The organism is Flavobacteriales bacterium (assembly GCA_030584065.1).
In the GTDB taxonomy this organism is placed as follows: Bacteria; Bacteroidota; Bacteroidia; order Flavobacteriales_F; family PHOS-HE28; genus PHOS-HE28.
The window spans coordinates 1,335,243-1,351,427 of record CP129489.1; the positions used below are offsets into that span (position 1 = coordinate 1,335,243).

Sequence of the window (16,185 nt, forward strand, 5' to 3'; positions counted from 1 at the left end):
GCGCCATGCGTATCGCCCTCTACGGGTACGGACGGATGGGCAAAGCCATCGAACAGGCCGCAGTCGCGCGCGGACATGAGGTGGTGTTGCGGGTAGGCAGTGCGAACCGAGGCACACCTCCCCGGGGGGCGGAAGCCGCCATCGAATTCAGCAAGCCTGACCAGGCACTGGCCAACATGCGGCTCTGCTTGGAGATGGGCATGCCCGTGGTGGTGGGCACCACGGGGTGGTACGACAAGCTGCCCGAGGTACGCGCCTTGGTGGAGCAGTACCAAGGGGCGCTGCTCTGGGCCAGCAATTTCAGCCCTGGCGTGAACCTGTTCTTCCGCGTGAACCGGCAGTTGGCCGCACTCATGGACCGGCAGCCGGACTATGCCGTGCGCATCGATGAGGTGCATCATGCCCACAAGCTGGACGCACCGAGCGGGACCGCCATCTCCCTCGCCCATGACATCGACCTGCGCATGCAGCGCTATGCGGGATGGGAGCCGTCCGAACCGGACCTGCATCAAACGCAGGTCGCCCACCGTTCCGGCCCGACGCCGGTACCGATCTCCAGCGAGCGCATCGGCGAGGTCACGGGGAAGCACAGCGTCACCTGGGCTGGAGCCAACGACCGCATCACCATCACCCACGAAGCCTTCAACCGGAACGGATTCGCACTCGGTGCCGTGATCGCCGCGGAATGGCTCCGGGGCCGACAGGGCCTGTTCACGATGGACGACGTGCTCGACATGAATCCATGACCGGATGGTCTTGGTCGAACCCGTGGTTCGGCCATGCAGCAGCGCCATCAGCCACCAACCACCCTTCAATCCTCAGCCTTGGTTCCCTACCTCTTCCTCTTCGCCTATCTCGCCGTGCTCATGGCCAGCCTCTGGAAGCTCTTCCAGAAGGCCGGCAAGCCTGCATGGGCCGGCTTCGTCCCAGGCTACAACCTCCTGGTCTGGCTGCGGATCACCGGCAAGCCCTGGTGGTGGATCGTGCTCTTCCTGGTGCCCGGGGTGAACCTGCTCATGTTCATCATCATGAACGTGAACATCTCCATCGTGCTGGGACGAAGGGACTTCAAGGAGCACCTGCTGATGACCTTCCTGCCCTGGTGGAAAGTGCCCGAGACGGTGTTCGCGAAGAACACCTATGTGGGCCCCATCCCCGTGGAGCAGCGCAAGCGTACGCGCCTCGGGCAATGGGGCGATGCGATCCTCTTCGCGGTGATCGTCGCCACGGTGTTCCGCACCTACACCTTCGAGGCGTTCACCATCCCGACGCCCTCCATGGAGAAGAGCCTGCTCGTGGGGGACTACCTCTTCGTGAGCAAGCTGAGCTACGGGCCGCGCATGCCCATGACGCCCATCACCTTCCCCTTCACGCACCACACCATGCCGCTCACCGCGAGCACGCCCTCCTTCGTCACCTGGTTCTCGCAGCCGTACCGCAGGCTGCCCGGATTCGGTGACCCGGAGCGCGGCGATGCCGTGGTCTTCAACTTCCCCGAGGGGGATACGGTGGTAGCGAACTTCCAGAACCAGAGCTACTACCAGATGGTACGCGACCTGGGCCGCGACAAGGTGTCGAACCCGGCCTTCACCCAGCTGAACCGCGTGAACGGCCAGGTGATGCCCGTTCCCATGGGCAAGCTCCTGGTGAGACCGCTCGACAAGCGCGAGAACTACATCAAGCGCTGCGTGGCCGTTGCAGGCGACACGCTCGAGGTGAGGCATGGGCACGTGTACGTGAACGGCGTGCCGGAGCAGTTCCCTGCCATGGCACAGCTCGGTTATGAAGGTGCGCTGAAGGTGGACCTTACCGGTAGCAATCCGAATGTGGAGCGGACCCTGGCCATGCTGCGGTCGCGCTACGACGTCTCGCTCTCCGACATCGGCGGCGGCGATGCGCCCGGCACCGTGAACGTGGCGCTCACGAAGCATCAGGCCGAGGCGCTGAACAAGGGCAACGCCTTCTTCGGGCCACTCGTGCCGCAGGATCACCCGAAGGGTTGGGACCGGCCCGCCGGCAAGCTGCCCATCTTCCCGAACAATGCCGGCTTCGATTGGACGGAGGACAACTTCGGCCCGATCTGGATCCCGAAGAAAGGCGCCACCGTGCAGCTCACCTTGGAGAACCTGCCGCTCTTCCGCCGCGTGATCGATGTCTACGAAGGGCATGACCTGGAGGTGGCGGGCGATCGGATCCTGATCGATGGACAGCCCGCCACGAGCTACACCTTCTCCCAGAACTACTACTGGATGATGGGCGACAACCGGCACCGCTCACAGGACAGCCGATTCTGGGGCTACGTCCCCCACGACCATGTGGTGGGGAAAGCCGTCCTCGTCTGGTTCACCAAGGACCCAGAGACGGGCATCCGCTGGAAGCGCCTCTTCACGCTGGTTGACTGACCCTCTGCGGCCTGGAGGATGCCCGCATCCGGAGCGCACCGCCCCTTGGCCGCTCGCCTCGCCCGGAACAGTTGGCTGCAGGCCTTCTTCCTTGCGGCGGCGGCGCTGTTGCTCCTGCGCGCCTTCGTCATCCAATTCGTAACGGTGCAGAGCACCAGCATGTTCGCGACCTTGAAGCCCGGGGACCTGCTGCTGGTGGAGCGATGGCCCGTATGGACGGGGCTGAAGCGGGGTGATGCGGTGGTGTTCAGGGACCCGCTGAAGGACCGCGCTCCGATGCTGCGCAGGCCCTTGCTGGTGAAGCGCCTGGTGGCGCTGCCCGGGGACACCGTGGAGATCCGGCGCGGGACCCTCTACGTGAATGGCACGAGGCCGGATGAGCCCGACGGCCTCACCTTCAGCCATCTGGTGCGCATGCGGAAGGGCGCCGACCCCGAGACCATGCTGCAGCGCCATGGATTGCCGGTTGAGTTGTTGCGGCCCGGTGCGCTGGTGCAGGAACTGCCGCTCAACGAGGCCTTAGCGCGGTTGCTGGAGGCCGACTCCGATGTGGTCTCGGTGGCCCCCATGCGCCTGGCCTCCGGCGCGCGCCCGCAGATCTTCCCCTACAGCCCGCGATATGCTTGGAATGGCGATGATTTCGGTCCCTTGGCCGTACCGCGCTCCGGCGATACCCTGCTCATCGATGCGGACAACCTGCCGCTCTACGACCGGCTGATCAGCATCTACGAGGGCCACCGGATCGGCAATTCCGGCAATCTGCTGCTCCTGGATGGCCTGCCCATGGAGCGGTACGTCGTGGAGCAGGACTACGGCTTCGTGCTCGGCGACAGCCGCCACTTCAGCGCCGACTCCCGGTACTGGGGCTTCCTGCCGCTGGACCACATCGCGGGCCGTTGCGGCCCGGTGCTGCTGAGCAAAGGCGATTGACCGGGCGGCCGCGGTGCCGCCCACGCATCAGGGTATTTTCGCGCACCATGGCCGAGTTCCCATCCTATCTCATCGTGCCGCTCATCATCGCGCTCGCGGGCTGCCAGCAACAACCCACAGCCCATGGCGATCTCTGCCAGCGCACGTTCACCCCCTACATCAACCTGGTTAGCGGACAGGTGCGGACGGTGCACAACGCGGGCTACCTGGAGGCCATGGACCACTACGGCCGGCAGGAATACGATGCAGCGGAGCGGATGCTCGTCGAATACGTGAGCGGAAAGGCGCCCATGAAGAGCGCCTACCTCTACCTGGCGGTCTGCCAGCTGGCCATCGGCAAGCCGTACGATGCCGAACTGTCCATCGACCGGCTCGAGAGCAGCAACCTGAAGGATTTCAAGGACCCCTGCGAATGGTACACGGTGCTGAGCTGGCTCTGCAGCGATCAGCTTGACCGCGCGCGGGAAGGGGCGCGCCGGATCGCGGATGCTCCCCGGCACTCCTACAAGACCCAGGCCGCCGACCTGGTTAAAGCCCTGGAGGCAGGCCGATGAACCTCGTGGGCATCGCCGACCGGCTGCGCCTGCGCCTGCAGGGCGGGCTGCCCGGGCACGATGCCTTCCTCGAACTCTCCGGGTACAGGCGTCCCGATCTGGAAGCGGCCATGCGCGCAGCACCGCCACCCCGGGAGAGCGCGGTGCTCGCCCTGCTGTACCCACGGCACGGCATGGCGCATACGGTTCTCATGCAACGGCCCACCTACGCCGGCGTACACAGCGGGCAGGTATCCTTCCCGGGCGGCCGCAGGGAGCCGCAGGACGACTCGCTCGAAGCAACGGCGCTCCGCGAGTTCACCGAAGAGACCGGCGCCCCGGTGACCGGCGTGCAGCTCATCGGGGCCCTGTCGCCGATCTACATCCCGCCGAGCCGATCGCTGGTCACTCCCTTCGTGGCCGTCGCCGATCGGATCGGCCCGTTCGCGCCCGATGCACGCGAGGTCGCGGAATTGATCGAGGTGCCCCTTGCCGACCTGCTGCGCGAAGACATCCTGAAGCGGCGCGAGCAGCACATCGCGATGCTGGGGCGTACGGCGGAAACGCCTTACTTCGACGTGAAGGGCCGCGTGGTGTGGGGCGCAACGGCCATGATGCTGGCCGAGCTACGCGAGCTCCTGCGCCAATGAGACGCAACAGAGCCTGAGCAGGCGCTCATTGGGCCGCGTACCCTCTGCATTCGCACTGAACTCAGGCTTGATGCGCTTGACGAAGTACATGTCGATGGCGCCCTTGTTCTTCGCCTCGACCTGGCCGCGGTGCACGCATTCGAAATGATCCTTCACAAGGCGGTAGGTGGCACCGCTGATGTTCACCTCGCCCACTTCGCCGCTGCTCTCCATGCGGCTGGCGGTGTTCACCGTATCGCCCCAGATGTCGTAGGCGAACTTGCGTTTGCCCACCACTCCCGCCACCACCGGGCCCGAGTGCACACCGATGCGCAGGGCCCATGGCTCCTTGCCGGCGCTGCGGTGCTCCTTCTGCCAGCGGCTCATGAGCTCGCGCACCTCCAGTGCGGCGAGCACGCACCGGTGAGCGTGCCAAGCATCGCCTGTGGGCACGCCGGCGGCGCACATGTAGCTGTCGCCGATGGTCTTGATCTTCTCGATCCCGTACCGGCCCACGATCTCATCGAACTGGACGAAGCAGTCGTCCAGTTCGCTCACGAGTTCCTCGGGCGTCATCTTCTCCGCCACACGGGTGAATCCCTTCATGTCCGTGAACACCACCGTGACCTCGTCATGCCGCCGCGCGGTGGCCTTCCCCTTCTCCTTCAGCTCCTCGCTGATCTCCTTGGGCAGGATGTTCAGCAGCAGGTCCTCGATGCGTTCCTTCTGCCCCTCGATCTCCTTGCTCTGGGCCACCACCTCTGCGGTGCGCTCCTCCACTTTCTTCTCCAGCACAAGGTTGCGCAGGCGCAGCTGCCGCTCCCGCACCTTGATGTAGCTGAACAGCGACGCACCGATGAAGATGGCCAGGGCCGAATAGAACCACCAGCTGCGGTACCAAGGGGGGTGGATGGTGAAGCTCAGCTCGGCAGGCGGTTCGCTCCAGAGGCCGCTGCGGTCCATGGCCTTCACCTTGAAGGTGTAAGTGCCGGGCGGCAGTGCAGGATAGGCCGCTTCGGTGCTGGAGGTGATGGGCTGCCAGTCGTCCTCCAGGCCATCGAGGAGGTACATGTAGCGCACCGCGCCTGGATCGCTCAGGGCCACGCAGCCGTACCTGAGCCTGATGCTCCGCTCGTCGTGGCTGAGGCTTGACCGGCCTTCAAGGGGCCGCTCCTCAAGGTTCACGGTCCAGCCCCTGATGGTGACCAGAGGAGCCACGGTCCGTTCAGCTTCGCGCTCGTCGCCCACCCGTGTGGCACCGTTCACCGTGCCGAAGAGCACGCCGCCGCCCCTTAGGGCACAGACGGCATTCGGCTTCACTTCGATGCCGGTGAAGCCCGCTCGCTCGGTGAAGGCGATGAAGCCCTCCTGCTTGTGCCGCCATTTGTTAAGGCCCTTGGTGGTGCCGATCCAGATGTGCCCCTGCTCGTCGGTGGCCAGCGCCTTGATCGCATTGCTCAGGAGCCCCTGTTCCGCGGTGAATCGCTGCTGTTCCTTCCCGTCCTTCAGCACGATGATGCCCTGCCCCTCGGTGCCCACCCAGATGCGGCCTTCCTGATCCTGCGTGAAGCACGATGCGGCGAAGGAGCGGCCGAGGTCGATCCGCGTGGCCTTCCCGTTGTCGATCCGGGTGACGCCGTTGGTGGTGCTGCCCACCCAGATCGTTCCGTCCCGATCGCGGAAGATGGCATTGATGTGATTGCCGGCCAGCCCATCCTCCGTCCTGTACGGCGTGGGCACAGTACCGCCGCCAGGGAGGTAGCGCCAGAGTCCATTGACGCCACCCACCCACAGTTCGCCCGGTTGGCCAACCTCCAAGGCCGTCACACGCAGGTCCGCGAGGCTCCCGGAGACCTCCAGTGCCTCCTGCGCCTTGCCTGAGCGCGGGTCAAAGCGCAGCAGCCCCCCGTTCTCGGTGCCCACCCATACGTAGCCTTTGTCGTCCTCGCGCAGGCAGCGGACGAAGTTGCTGGTGAGCTGGCCCTTCTGCGAGGTGACCTGCTCCACGAGCCGCCCCGTCACGTCGAGCACAACGATGCCTGCATTGGTGCCGAACCAGGTGCGCTGATGGCGATCCTCCAGCACGGCGAAGACCTTGGGATCGCTGAGGCCCTCGGACTCCCCGTAGGAGATGAACCGGTCGCCCTTGAAGATGTCCAGTCCGCTCTCGTTGGTTCCGATGAGCAGGTTGCCCTCCCGGTCGCGCACCAGGCAGCGCACGAAGCGCCCGTGCAGCCCATTGTCCGGCCCGAAGCTGCGAACACCGTCGCTGGTCACGCAGGAGGCCCCACCATCGGTGGTGCCGATCCAGACCTGCCCCTCCCCGTCCTCTCCGAAGCAGTAGATGGTGTTGCTCCTCAGGCCGGTCAGGATATCGAAGCGGTCGCAGCGGCCATCCATGCTGCAGCGGTAGGCCCCGCCCCCCTGGGTGCCCACCCAGACGCGTCCTTTGCCATCGACGAAGATCGCCGTGCGCCGGAACACATCGGGGATGCCCGCCAGGTTCAGCTCGGCGATACGGTCCCCCGCCAGTGCCTGCATGCCGCTGCCGTCGGAGACCAGCGCGACCCGCCCATCGGGCAGTGCCGCGATGGAAAGGATGCGGTCCTGGAGACCCGACTCCGCACCGATGCGACGGGCATTGAGCGTCCCATCCTCCGCCGGGGTGCCCGTGATGCGCCAGAGCCCTGAGCCCATGGTGGCTACCAGGATGGATCCGTCCTTCTCCTGCACCCATGCCGTGATGGCGCTGGAGATCCCGCTGCCGAGGGTGCAGGAACGGAACGCACGCCCCTTGCTCCATGTGATGCCGCCGTCCAGATGGCCCGCCCAGATCCCTCCATCGCGATCGACCAGCAGGGAGAACACGCCGCCCGGCGCGGTGCCATCCGCCGTGCCGTGGCTCACCACGCTCATGCCATCATAGCTGGCAAGGCCCACCTCGGTGCCGACCCAGATGATGCCATCGGGGCTCTGGGCCGCGCAGTACACCTTGGCGGCGGGCAGGCCCTGCTGGTTGGAGATGTTCTCGAAGAAATAGCGCTGCCCGAAGCACGCCCCGGCCATGAGCACCGCCAGGAAGGCGGCATGCAGCCTTGCCAGCGCTTGCCGGATCGGGCGACGGAATGGTGTCATGGGGGCGCTACCTGGTGAGGTCGAAGAAGGAAGCTTCGCCAGCGGCCGCATCGGAGACGACGACCGTGTTGGTGATGGACTCGCTGTAGTTCTGCATCTGGGCCTTCAGTGCCCCGTAGTTGTAGAAGCTGTAGATATCATCCTTGCGGCCATCGACCGGTATCCAGTAGGCCTTGCCCCCCACCGTGCGACCATGGCCGGTGTACCACACGAGGATGGTGCCCACCTTGTTGGTCCTCACCAGGTCGCGCAGCTCCACGTTGAAGAACCGCTCCATCTGCTCCTTGGTCAGGTTCTTCTTGCTGATGGTGCGCTGAATGGAATAGCCGGCGAAGGCCTTCTGCATCTTGGCCAGGTCGTTCTGCGAGACCTGCAGGGCCGGGAAGCTCCGGTAGCTGCTGTTCTCGATGTGCACCACCCAGGTGGCGCCCTTCGCCGAGGGGGCAACGGCTCCACCGCCCTCATTGCCGACAGGACGGTTCACGGCCACGGACTCGGAACCGGTGCGCTTCACCGTCCACACCTGCTCGGACGCGTTGCCGAACTGGTCCTCCGCGCGCACGGTGAACTGGTCCTGCCCCTTCAGGTCAACCTTGATCGAGAATTCCGGGTTGGCCCGGTCCGGGGCATAGCTGGCATTCACCCCATTGACGGCGATGAGCCGGATCAGGCTGCCATCCGTCACCGCACCCTCGATGAACACATCGCTCCGGCCCGTGGGCAATGCGATCTCCCGCGCGCCGCTCGGCTTCGGCGAGGTGATGGCGATCACCGGGGCGATGCCCTCCGTGCGCTCCACGCGCAGCACTTCACTGGTGAAGTTCCCGTAGGCATCGGTGGCCTGCACCACGATCTCCTGTGCTTCCTGGGGCAGGGGGACCACCACGACGAACTCCGGATCCTTCTCATCCTTGGAATAGTCAGCAGGTTTCCCATTCACCGTGATGGATTGCAGCAGGCTCTTGTCGCGCACATGTCCGCTCACCTTGGTGAAATCCTGCGAACCTGATACCCGCGCCACATCCCCATCCCGATAAGGGAATACCACGGTGATGGAGGGCGGGTCCGACTCCCGGTTCATCTCGAATACCTGTTTGGCGATGCGCGTGCGGGCCTCATCGAAGGCGGTCCGCTGATCGGCGGTCAGTGCACCGGACAGCTCCAAGCCCTTCTGGGCGCCCTCGATGTCCTTCAAGGCGCCTTCGAGGTCGAGGTTCGCCTCGCGGCATTCAGCCCTCAACCGAAGGGCCTCATAGTCCTTCGCGTCGGCGAGGATGACCTGATTCAGGTCGTTGATGGCATTCTGGAACTGGCCGAAGCCCTTGTAATAGGCGGCACGCTGCATGTAGGCCGACCTGTCCATGCGGCCCAGCGCCATGCACCGGCTGATGTCATCGATGGCCTTGGCGAACTCCTTCTGCAGCGCGAGCGCCTTGCTGCGCGTGAAGAGGGCATCAGTGCTCTGCGGATTGAGCTCAAGGGCCCTGGTGCACTTGTCGATGGCCTTCTCCAAGGTCCTGGCCTTCATGGTCGGTCCGGAATACAGCTCGTACAGCGCCAGCTGCACCTCGCTCAGGGCGACATAGGCCGGCTCGTACAGGTGATTCCATTCGATGACCTTGTCCAGGTCGAATTCCGCGGTCTTGTAATCGCGCGTGGCGGAGCGGACGATGCCATGCAGGAAGTAGGTGTCGGTGGTGGCTTTGATGGCCAGCGCCTGATCGGCCGCGCGCGATGCGCAATCGAGGTCGCCGATGCGCAGGCATGCCCTGCCCAGGGCCATGAGCGCGGATTGGCTCTTCGGGTCCACCTTGACCGCACGCTCCGCGAACGCCCGCGCGGGCGCGAGGCTATCGATGTCGAGGAAGGCGGAGGAGGCCGCCACCGCATGGCCCGGATCACCGGGGTCCAGATCGGCCACCTGGCCCAGGTCCATCGCCCGTTCCTTGGCCCGGCCCAAGGCGCCATGCACCTCCGCCCTGCCCTGCCATGCCTTGATCAGCTTCGGCTCGATGCTGATGGCGAATCCGTATTTCTCCAACGCCTGCTCGTACTCCAGCTGGGCCCTCAGCTTATCGGCCTCCTTCAGGAAGGCCTTGCCCGATTGGGATGCGGCCGGCACCGTGAGGAGTGCGGCGAAGATGGTCGACGGAAGGATGCGGGAGCGGAACGGCAGGCGCATGGGAGGGCCGAAAATAGGGCAGCCTGACCTTGGCAAGCGACGGGCCGGATCGGAGGCGCCTACATGCCGCCCGTGACCTTGTCCATGACCTGGGGCGTCACCCCGGTGCTGCTGAACCCTCCATCATGGAAGAGGTTCTGCATGGTGACGTACCGGGTGAGGTCGCTGAACAGCGTGATGCAGTACTTGGCGCAATCCTCGGCCGGCGCATTGCCCAAAGGGCTCATCTCCTGCGCGAATCCGAAGAACCCGCCGAAGCCCTTGATGCCCGAGCCGGCTGTGGTCATGGTGGGGCTTTGGCTGACGGTGTTCACCCGCACCTTCTTCTCCATGCCGAGGTAGTACCCCCAGCTGCGCGCGATGCTCTCGAGCAGGGCTTTGGCGTCTGCCATGTCACCGTAGCCGGGGAAGACGCGCTGCGCCGCGATATAGCTCAAGGCCACCACGCTGCCCCATTCGGCCAGCGCATCGGTCTTGCGCGCGGCCTGGAGCATGCGGTGGAAGCTCATGGCGCTGATATCCAGGGTCTGGCGGTACCACTCGTAGTTCAGGTCGTCATAGCCCTTGCCCTTGCGCACATTCGGGCTCATCCCGATGCTGTGCAGCACGAAATCGATCTTGCCACCCAGGTGCGCGGCACCATCAGAGAAGAGCTTCTCCAGGTCCTCGTCCTTGGTTGCGTCGGCCGGGATCACCGGGGCACCCACGGCCTCTGCCAGCTTATTGATCTCGCCCATCCGCATGGCCACCGGTGCATTGGTGAGCACGATGGAGGCGCCCTCGGCGTGGGCGAGCTCAGCCACCTTCCAGGCGATGCTCTGGTCGTTGAGCGCGCCGGTGATGATGCCGCGCTTCCCCTTCAACAGTCCGTTTGCCATAATCAGTGGGTTCTGCAGCGGCGAATATAGCCGTAGGGGTCCTAGCTGACCGGAAAGGCGGCCCGTGCACCTGGATCCCATCGAGTATTTTGCCTCGCCAGAACCAGCGCCATGATCCGGACCTCCAGCCTCCTTTTCCTGGCCGCCTGCCTCAGCGGGTCGGCCATGGCCCAGTGCATCAGCACGTTCCCGCACAACCAGCCCTTCACCTCGGGCACAGAGGGCATGCCCGGCACGCTGCCAACCAACTGGGTGAACCTGACGGCGGACAACATCGATTGGAACGTTGACCGGAACGGCACCAACGGGGCTACCCAGCTGGCGACGGGGCCGTACACCGACCATACCCTCAACAACACCACGGCCAACGCGAAGTACATGTATGTGGAGAGCTCCGGCTCCGGCAATACCCCCGCGAAGACGGCCATCCTGGAGTCTCCCTGCTTCAATATCTCGGGCCTCTCCTCTCCCTACCTCACCTTCTGGTACCACATGCGGGGGAGCCAGATGGGCAGCCTCATCATCGACATCAATGCCAATGGAACGGTCACCCAGAACCATTGGGCCGCGAACGGCGACCAAGGCCTTTACTGGAAGCAAGGCTGGCTGAGCCTGGCGCCATGGGCCGGTCAAGCGAACCTCCGGATCCGATTCCGCGCGATCACCGGCACCGGTGAGCTGAGCGATATCGCGATCGATGATGTGTTCGTGGGCAACCTGAACCCGGTCTTCGGCTGCAACGAGCCCACTGCCGCCAACTACAGCAGCAGCGTGAACGTGAACAACGGCACCTGCAGCTACACCTGCCCGACCGGCCAGAAGCGCGTGCGGATCGACATCTTCAACGACAGCTACCCCGGAGAGACCAGCTGGACGCTGAAGAACGCGAGCACCGGCGCCACCTTGGCGAGCGGGACCGCGAGTTCCTCGGTCTGCGTGCCGCAGGGCACCTGCCTGGTGTTCCGCATCAACGACAGCGTGGGCGATGGCATCTACCACGGCACCTACGGCTACGGCCAGTACTTCGTTTGGTTCGACGGCGCATTGATGAAGCAGGGCGGGCAGTTCGGGCAGTTCGAGGAGACCACCTTCAACTGCCCGGCGGGCTTTGCCTGCAGCACTGCGCTGCCGCTGACCCTGGCTCCGCTCACAGGCAGCTACCCGCAGACCCTCGTCACGGCCACCACGAGCATCCTGGAACAGTGGTACACCTTCACGCCGCCCCAGAGCGGGCAATACCGGATCACCACCTGCGGCACCAACAGCTGCGATACCCGGCTGTGGGTGTACGACATGGCCTGCAACAGCATCACCCTGAGCGAGGGCGTGGAAGGCGCCACCTTCGCAGATGACAACGACGGCGGCTGCGGAGCGCAGGCCGTGATCAATGCGAACATGCCGGGCTCGACGGTGCACCGGCTGCGCGTGGGGCACAATGCCGCCACCGCCGGCTGCGGCAGCAGCGTCACCTTCAGCATCATCTACATGGGGCCCGTGGTGGGCTGCATGCAGGCGAACATGTGCAACTACAACCCGCTGGCCACGGTGGCCTGCAACGATTGCTGCATCCCCTTCGGAAACCCCAGCTGCCCGGCCGGCCCGGACCTGGTGATGGACCAGGCCCGTCTGCAGAGCACGCTGAACCTCACCTCTGTGAACATCACGGATGCCTGTGCGCCCGTAGAGGGCTGCGTGCGCGCCCTGGGCCAGCGGTACGTGCTCCGGTTCGCCACCCGCATCAACAACATCGGCACCACCGACTATTACATCGGGAGCCCGGGCACGCAGCCCCAGATGTTCAGCTTCAACAACTGCCACGGGCATGCCCACTATGCGGGCTATGCCGATTACCTCCTCTTCGACCAAGCCGGCAATGCCATTCCCGTGGGCTTCAAGAACGGCTTCTGCGTGATCGACGTCGGCTGCTTCGGGGGCACGGGCCAATTCGGTTGCAGCAACATGGGCATCAGCAAGCAGTGCTACGATGAGTACGGCAGCGGCACCACCTGCAACTGGATAGACATCACGGACGTCCCCAATGGCACCTACACGCTGGTGCTGCGCACCAACTGGCAGCATGCGCCCGACGCCTTGGGCAGGCATGAGATGAACTATAGCAACAACTACGCCCAGGTCTGCATCAACATCACGCGCAACGCCTCCAATGTCCCCTCCTTCACGGTGGTCGCGAACTGCCCCACTTACACGGACTGCCAGGGCCAGGCCTACGGCGATGCGCGGCTGGATTGCAATGGCGTCTGCAACGGGCCCTCGAAGCGCGGCGACCTGAACTCCGACGGCTTCCAGACCCAGCCCGATGCCATGGAGTACGTGCAGCGGATCATGGGCGATGACATCGGCCCCACTAGCTGCAACGACCTGAACGCCGACAACCGCATCACGGTGACCGACGCCGCCCTGATGGTGAATGCATACACCCAGCAAGCCACGCACGACGGCACGGGCCACGTGCTGCACTACCATCCATGGTTCGACTTCCCGCGCGGATGGGTGAGCACCAGCGATCAGGTGGACCTGACCCTTGGGAACCTGGATCCGATCGCCAAGACCGTTGACGTGCTGATCCGCAACCCCTCGTGCCGCGTGATGGGCTACGAATTCACCATGAGCGGCCTCACCATCCAGAGCGCGACCAACCTGGCGAGCAATCTCGCAGGCGAGATCAGCATCAACACGACGCTCGGGGGCACCAAGGTGATCGGGCTCTCCTACATGGACAGCTCGCTCGTGAAGAACGAGGGCTTCGTGCCGCTGGTGCGGATCAGCTACCTGGACCTCACCGGCCCGACCATCTGCATCGCAAGCATCGAGGACATCGTGAACAAGGATGCGAACAATGTCCTCACCGCCGTGGTCGGGGCCTGCCTGAGCGTCCCGAACACGGTGGCGGTGAGCCCCAAACTGTGGCTGGAGGGACCGTTCGAAGCCACGGTGCCGCCCCTGATGCGCGACGACCTGCGGAGCGGCAACTACCTGCCGCCCACAGAGCCCTACACGGGCCTGGGCTACGTGCATACCGCTGGCGGCGGAGGCGAGCAGATCGGAGCGGGCGTCCTGGCGGTAACGGGACCGAATGCGATCGTGGATTACGTGCTGGTGGAGGCCCGCAGTGCGGCCGCTCCGGCCACGATCCTGGCCAGCCGCACCGCGCTTCTGCAGCGCGACGGCGATGTGGTGGGCATGGATGGGGCATCCCCCGTGCTCCTGCAGGTGGCCCCGGGCAGCTATCACGTGGCCGTGCGTCACCGGAACCACCTGGGCGTGATGACGGCCAACGCTGTGCCGCTCGGCGTGGCGCCGATCACCGTGGACTTCCGCGCCAGCGAGACCGCCACCTATGGCACCGATGCCCGCAAGGCCGCCAACGGCACGCAGATGCTCTGGATGGGCAATGCCTGGCGCGACGCCGCACTGAAGTACGTCGGCGAGAACAACGACCGCGACCCCATCCTGGTGGTGATCGGCGGGAACGTGCCCACCGCAACGGTGAGCGGCTATTACCTGGAGGATACGAACCTCAGCGGCACAGTGAAATACACCGGCTCCGCCAACGACCGCGATCCGATCCTGGTGAACATAGGCGGCAGCGTGCCCACGAGCACGCGCGCCCAGCAGCTGCCCTGAGCCGGCATACGACCAGCCGCTGCGTGCCATGCGGCCTGCGCAGTGCATGCCACGCATGCAGTGAGGATCGGGTACGTCCGACGGCATGGGCCGGATGCCCCTTCAGGCATTGCATCCGGAGGGAAGGCCGGCCTCGCACCTGGGGCGCACCGACGAATCCTACCCGCTTGCGCGGGTCACCTCTGCTTCATGAGCTCTCGCGCGTGCTGCAGGGCGGCCTTGGTCGTCTCCCGCCCGCTCAGCATGCGGGCGATGGCCTCTACGCGCTCCGACTGGCTGAGCGGAGCGATGGTGGTGCGTACGCGCTCACCTTCCGCATCCTTCGACACAAGCAGATGGTGAGCGGCCTTGCTGGCGATCTGCGGCAGGTGGGTGATGGCGATCACCTGCCGCTCGCGTCCCATGGCGGCGAGCAGGGTGCCCACGCAATCGGCCACCTCGCCGCTCACGCCGGTATCGATCTCGTCGAAGACCACGGTCGGCAGGTCGCGCGAATCGGCTGCGAGGGAGATAAGGGCAAGCATCACCCGGCTGAGCTCGCCGCCGCTGGCCGCCTTGTCCAAAGGGGCGGGAGCGCGGTCCTTGTTCGCGGTGAAGACGGCGCGCACCTGATCGATGCCGTACGGACCGGCTTCACCCGTCCAATGGTCGAACCGGAAGATCGCGTGCGGCATGCCCAGTTGATGAAGGAGCTGCTCCACCTGGTCGGCGAGCGGCTTCACCGCCTTGGTCCGTGCCTTCGAGACGGCCTCGGCCTGCTTGGCGTAGAGCGCCCCCAACCCGGCCACGCGCTTCTCCAGCTCCCCGCGCCGGTCTCCGAGCGCCCCCATGCGAACCGTGCGGCTGCGCAGGTCATCAAGCAGCGCGATCAGCTCATCGGCGCTCTTCACCCGGTGCTTCTGCTGCAAGCGGTGGAGCAGGTCGATGCGCTCGCGGAGCTGCTCGGCTCGCAGGGGGTCGAGCTCCACGGAGGCCGCGAGCCGCGCTGCTTCATCACCGATGTCCTTGATTTCGATGAGGCTGCTCTCCAGGCGGCTGAGCAGCGCAGCGGCGTCCCCGTCCACACGTGCCGCACGGGCGAGTGCGGCACGCACGCGCTGGAGTACGGAAGCGGCCCCCGCATCGCCCATGGCGCCATCCTCCACCGCGCGGTAGGCCTCGGCCCGCTCCCCGGCATGCTCGGCGAGCTGAAGCTCCCGCTCCACCTCCTGCTGCTCGCCCTCCCGGAGCGCGGCCTGCTCCAGCTCCTCCACCTGGAACCGCAGGTAATCGCCCTCGGCCAGTGCGCGCTGCTCCTCTTCGCGCGCGAGGGCGAGTTCGCGCTCGGCATGCCGCCAGTCCATGAACGTGGCATGAAGTGCCTCAACGGCCTCCTGATGGCCGGCCAAGCGGTCGACCAGGCCAAGCTGGAAGCGCGCATCGTTGAGCAGCAGCGTCTGATGCTGGCTGTGCACATGGATGAGGCGCTCGCCCAGCTCGCGGAGCTGCTCCAGCCGCACGGGCGTATCGTTCACGAAGGCGCGCGAGCGGCCGCCGGGGTCGAGCTGGCGGCGCAGGATCGCACGCGGCTCATAAGGCACTTCGTTCGCCTCGAACCAATCCCTGGCCGGTGCGCGCCGCAGGTCCAGCTCCAATTCGATGATGCAGCGCTTGGAGGGGTCCCGGGCCAGGCCGGTATCGGCACGTGCCCCCATGGCCAGCTCCAACGCGCCGATGAGGATGCTCTTGCCGCTCCCGGTCTCGCCTGTGATTGCGGTGAGCCCTTGAGCCCACTCAAGCTCGAGCGCATCGATGAGCAGGTAATTGGAGACGGAGATGCGCGCGAGCATGACGTGATTATCGGCAACGGGG

The 16,185-nt window shown here is 65.4% G+C and carries 10 protein-coding genes; 6 read left to right on the top strand and 4 right to left on the bottom strand.

Annotated elements, in window-relative coordinates; genetic code table 11:
- Window positions 1-5 precede the first annotated feature (5 nt).
- From dapB to QY325_05960, 5 genes are all read left to right on the top strand, one after another.
- Window positions 6-746, top strand: coding sequence for a 4-hydroxy-tetrahydrodipicolinate reductase (dapB, locus tag QY325_05940; GenBank protein ID WKZ67463.1), 741 nt, complete (start codon window positions 6-8; stop codon window positions 744-746).
- Window positions 747-824: 78 nt separating this feature from the next.
- Window positions 825-2,402, top strand: coding sequence for a signal peptidase I (gene lepB, locus QY325_05945; protein ID WKZ67464.1), 1,578 nt, complete (start codon window positions 825-827; stop codon window positions 2,400-2,402).
- Window positions 2,403-2,447: 45 nt separating this feature from the next.
- Window positions 2,448-3,332 carry a signal peptidase I gene (gene lepB, locus QY325_05950; GenBank protein ID WKZ67465.1) on the top strand — a complete coding sequence of 295 codons (885 nt, stop codon included), beginning with the start codon at window positions 2,448-2,450 and terminating at the stop codon, window positions 3,330-3,332.
- Window positions 3,333-3,379: 47 nt separating this feature from the next.
- Complete coding sequence (locus QY325_05955) at window positions 3,380-3,886, top strand: hypothetical protein (protein WKZ67466.1); 507 nt, start codon at window positions 3,380-3,382, stop codon at window positions 3,884-3,886.
- Window positions 3,883-4,515, top strand: a complete 633-nt coding sequence (locus QY325_05960) for a CoA pyrophosphatase (GenBank protein WKZ67467.1) — start codon at window positions 3,883-3,885, stop codon at window positions 4,513-4,515. The genes QY325_05955 and QY325_05960 overlap by 4 nt, the downstream gene beginning before the upstream one ends.
- Here QY325_05960 and QY325_05965 read toward each other — a convergent pair.
- Genes QY325_05965 through QY325_05975 form a run of 3 tightly spaced genes read right to left on the bottom strand, consistent with a single transcriptional unit; the run spans window position 4,492 to window position 10,689 of the window.
- On the bottom strand, window positions 4,492-7,629 hold the full coding sequence (locus QY325_05965) for an adenylate/guanylate cyclase domain-containing protein (GenBank protein WKZ67468.1): 3,138 nt from the start codon (window positions 7,627-7,629) through the stop codon (window positions 4,492-4,494). The genes QY325_05960 and QY325_05965 overlap by 24 nt on opposite strands.
- 7 nt (window positions 7,630-7,636) lie before the next feature.
- Entirely contained in the window at window positions 7,637-9,811 is a 2,175-nt protein-coding gene (locus tag QY325_05970; protein WKZ67469.1) for a caspase family protein, read from the bottom strand.
- Window positions 9,812-9,870: 59 nt separating this feature from the next.
- A complete protein-coding gene (locus QY325_05975) occupies window positions 9,871-10,689 on the bottom strand; it encodes an SDR family oxidoreductase (protein ID WKZ67470.1) in 819 nt (272 codons plus the stop codon).
- Between the two features lie 111 nt (window positions 10,690-10,800).
- On the opposite strand from QY325_05975, the gene QY325_05980 reads away from it, so the two are divergent.
- Window positions 10,801-14,334, top strand: a complete 3,534-nt coding sequence (locus tag QY325_05980) for a lysyl oxidase family protein (GenBank protein ID WKZ67471.1) — start codon at window positions 10,801-10,803, stop codon at window positions 14,332-14,334.
- Window positions 14,335-14,510: 176 nt separating this feature from the next.
- Here QY325_05980 and recN read toward each other — a convergent pair whose 3' ends face one another.
- Window positions 14,511-16,163: a DNA repair protein RecN gene (gene recN / locus QY325_05985; protein ID WKZ67472.1), complete on the bottom strand. Its 1,653-nt coding sequence runs from the start codon at window positions 16,161-16,163 to the stop codon at window positions 14,511-14,513.
- Between the last annotated feature and the right edge of the window lie 22 nt (window positions 16,164-16,185).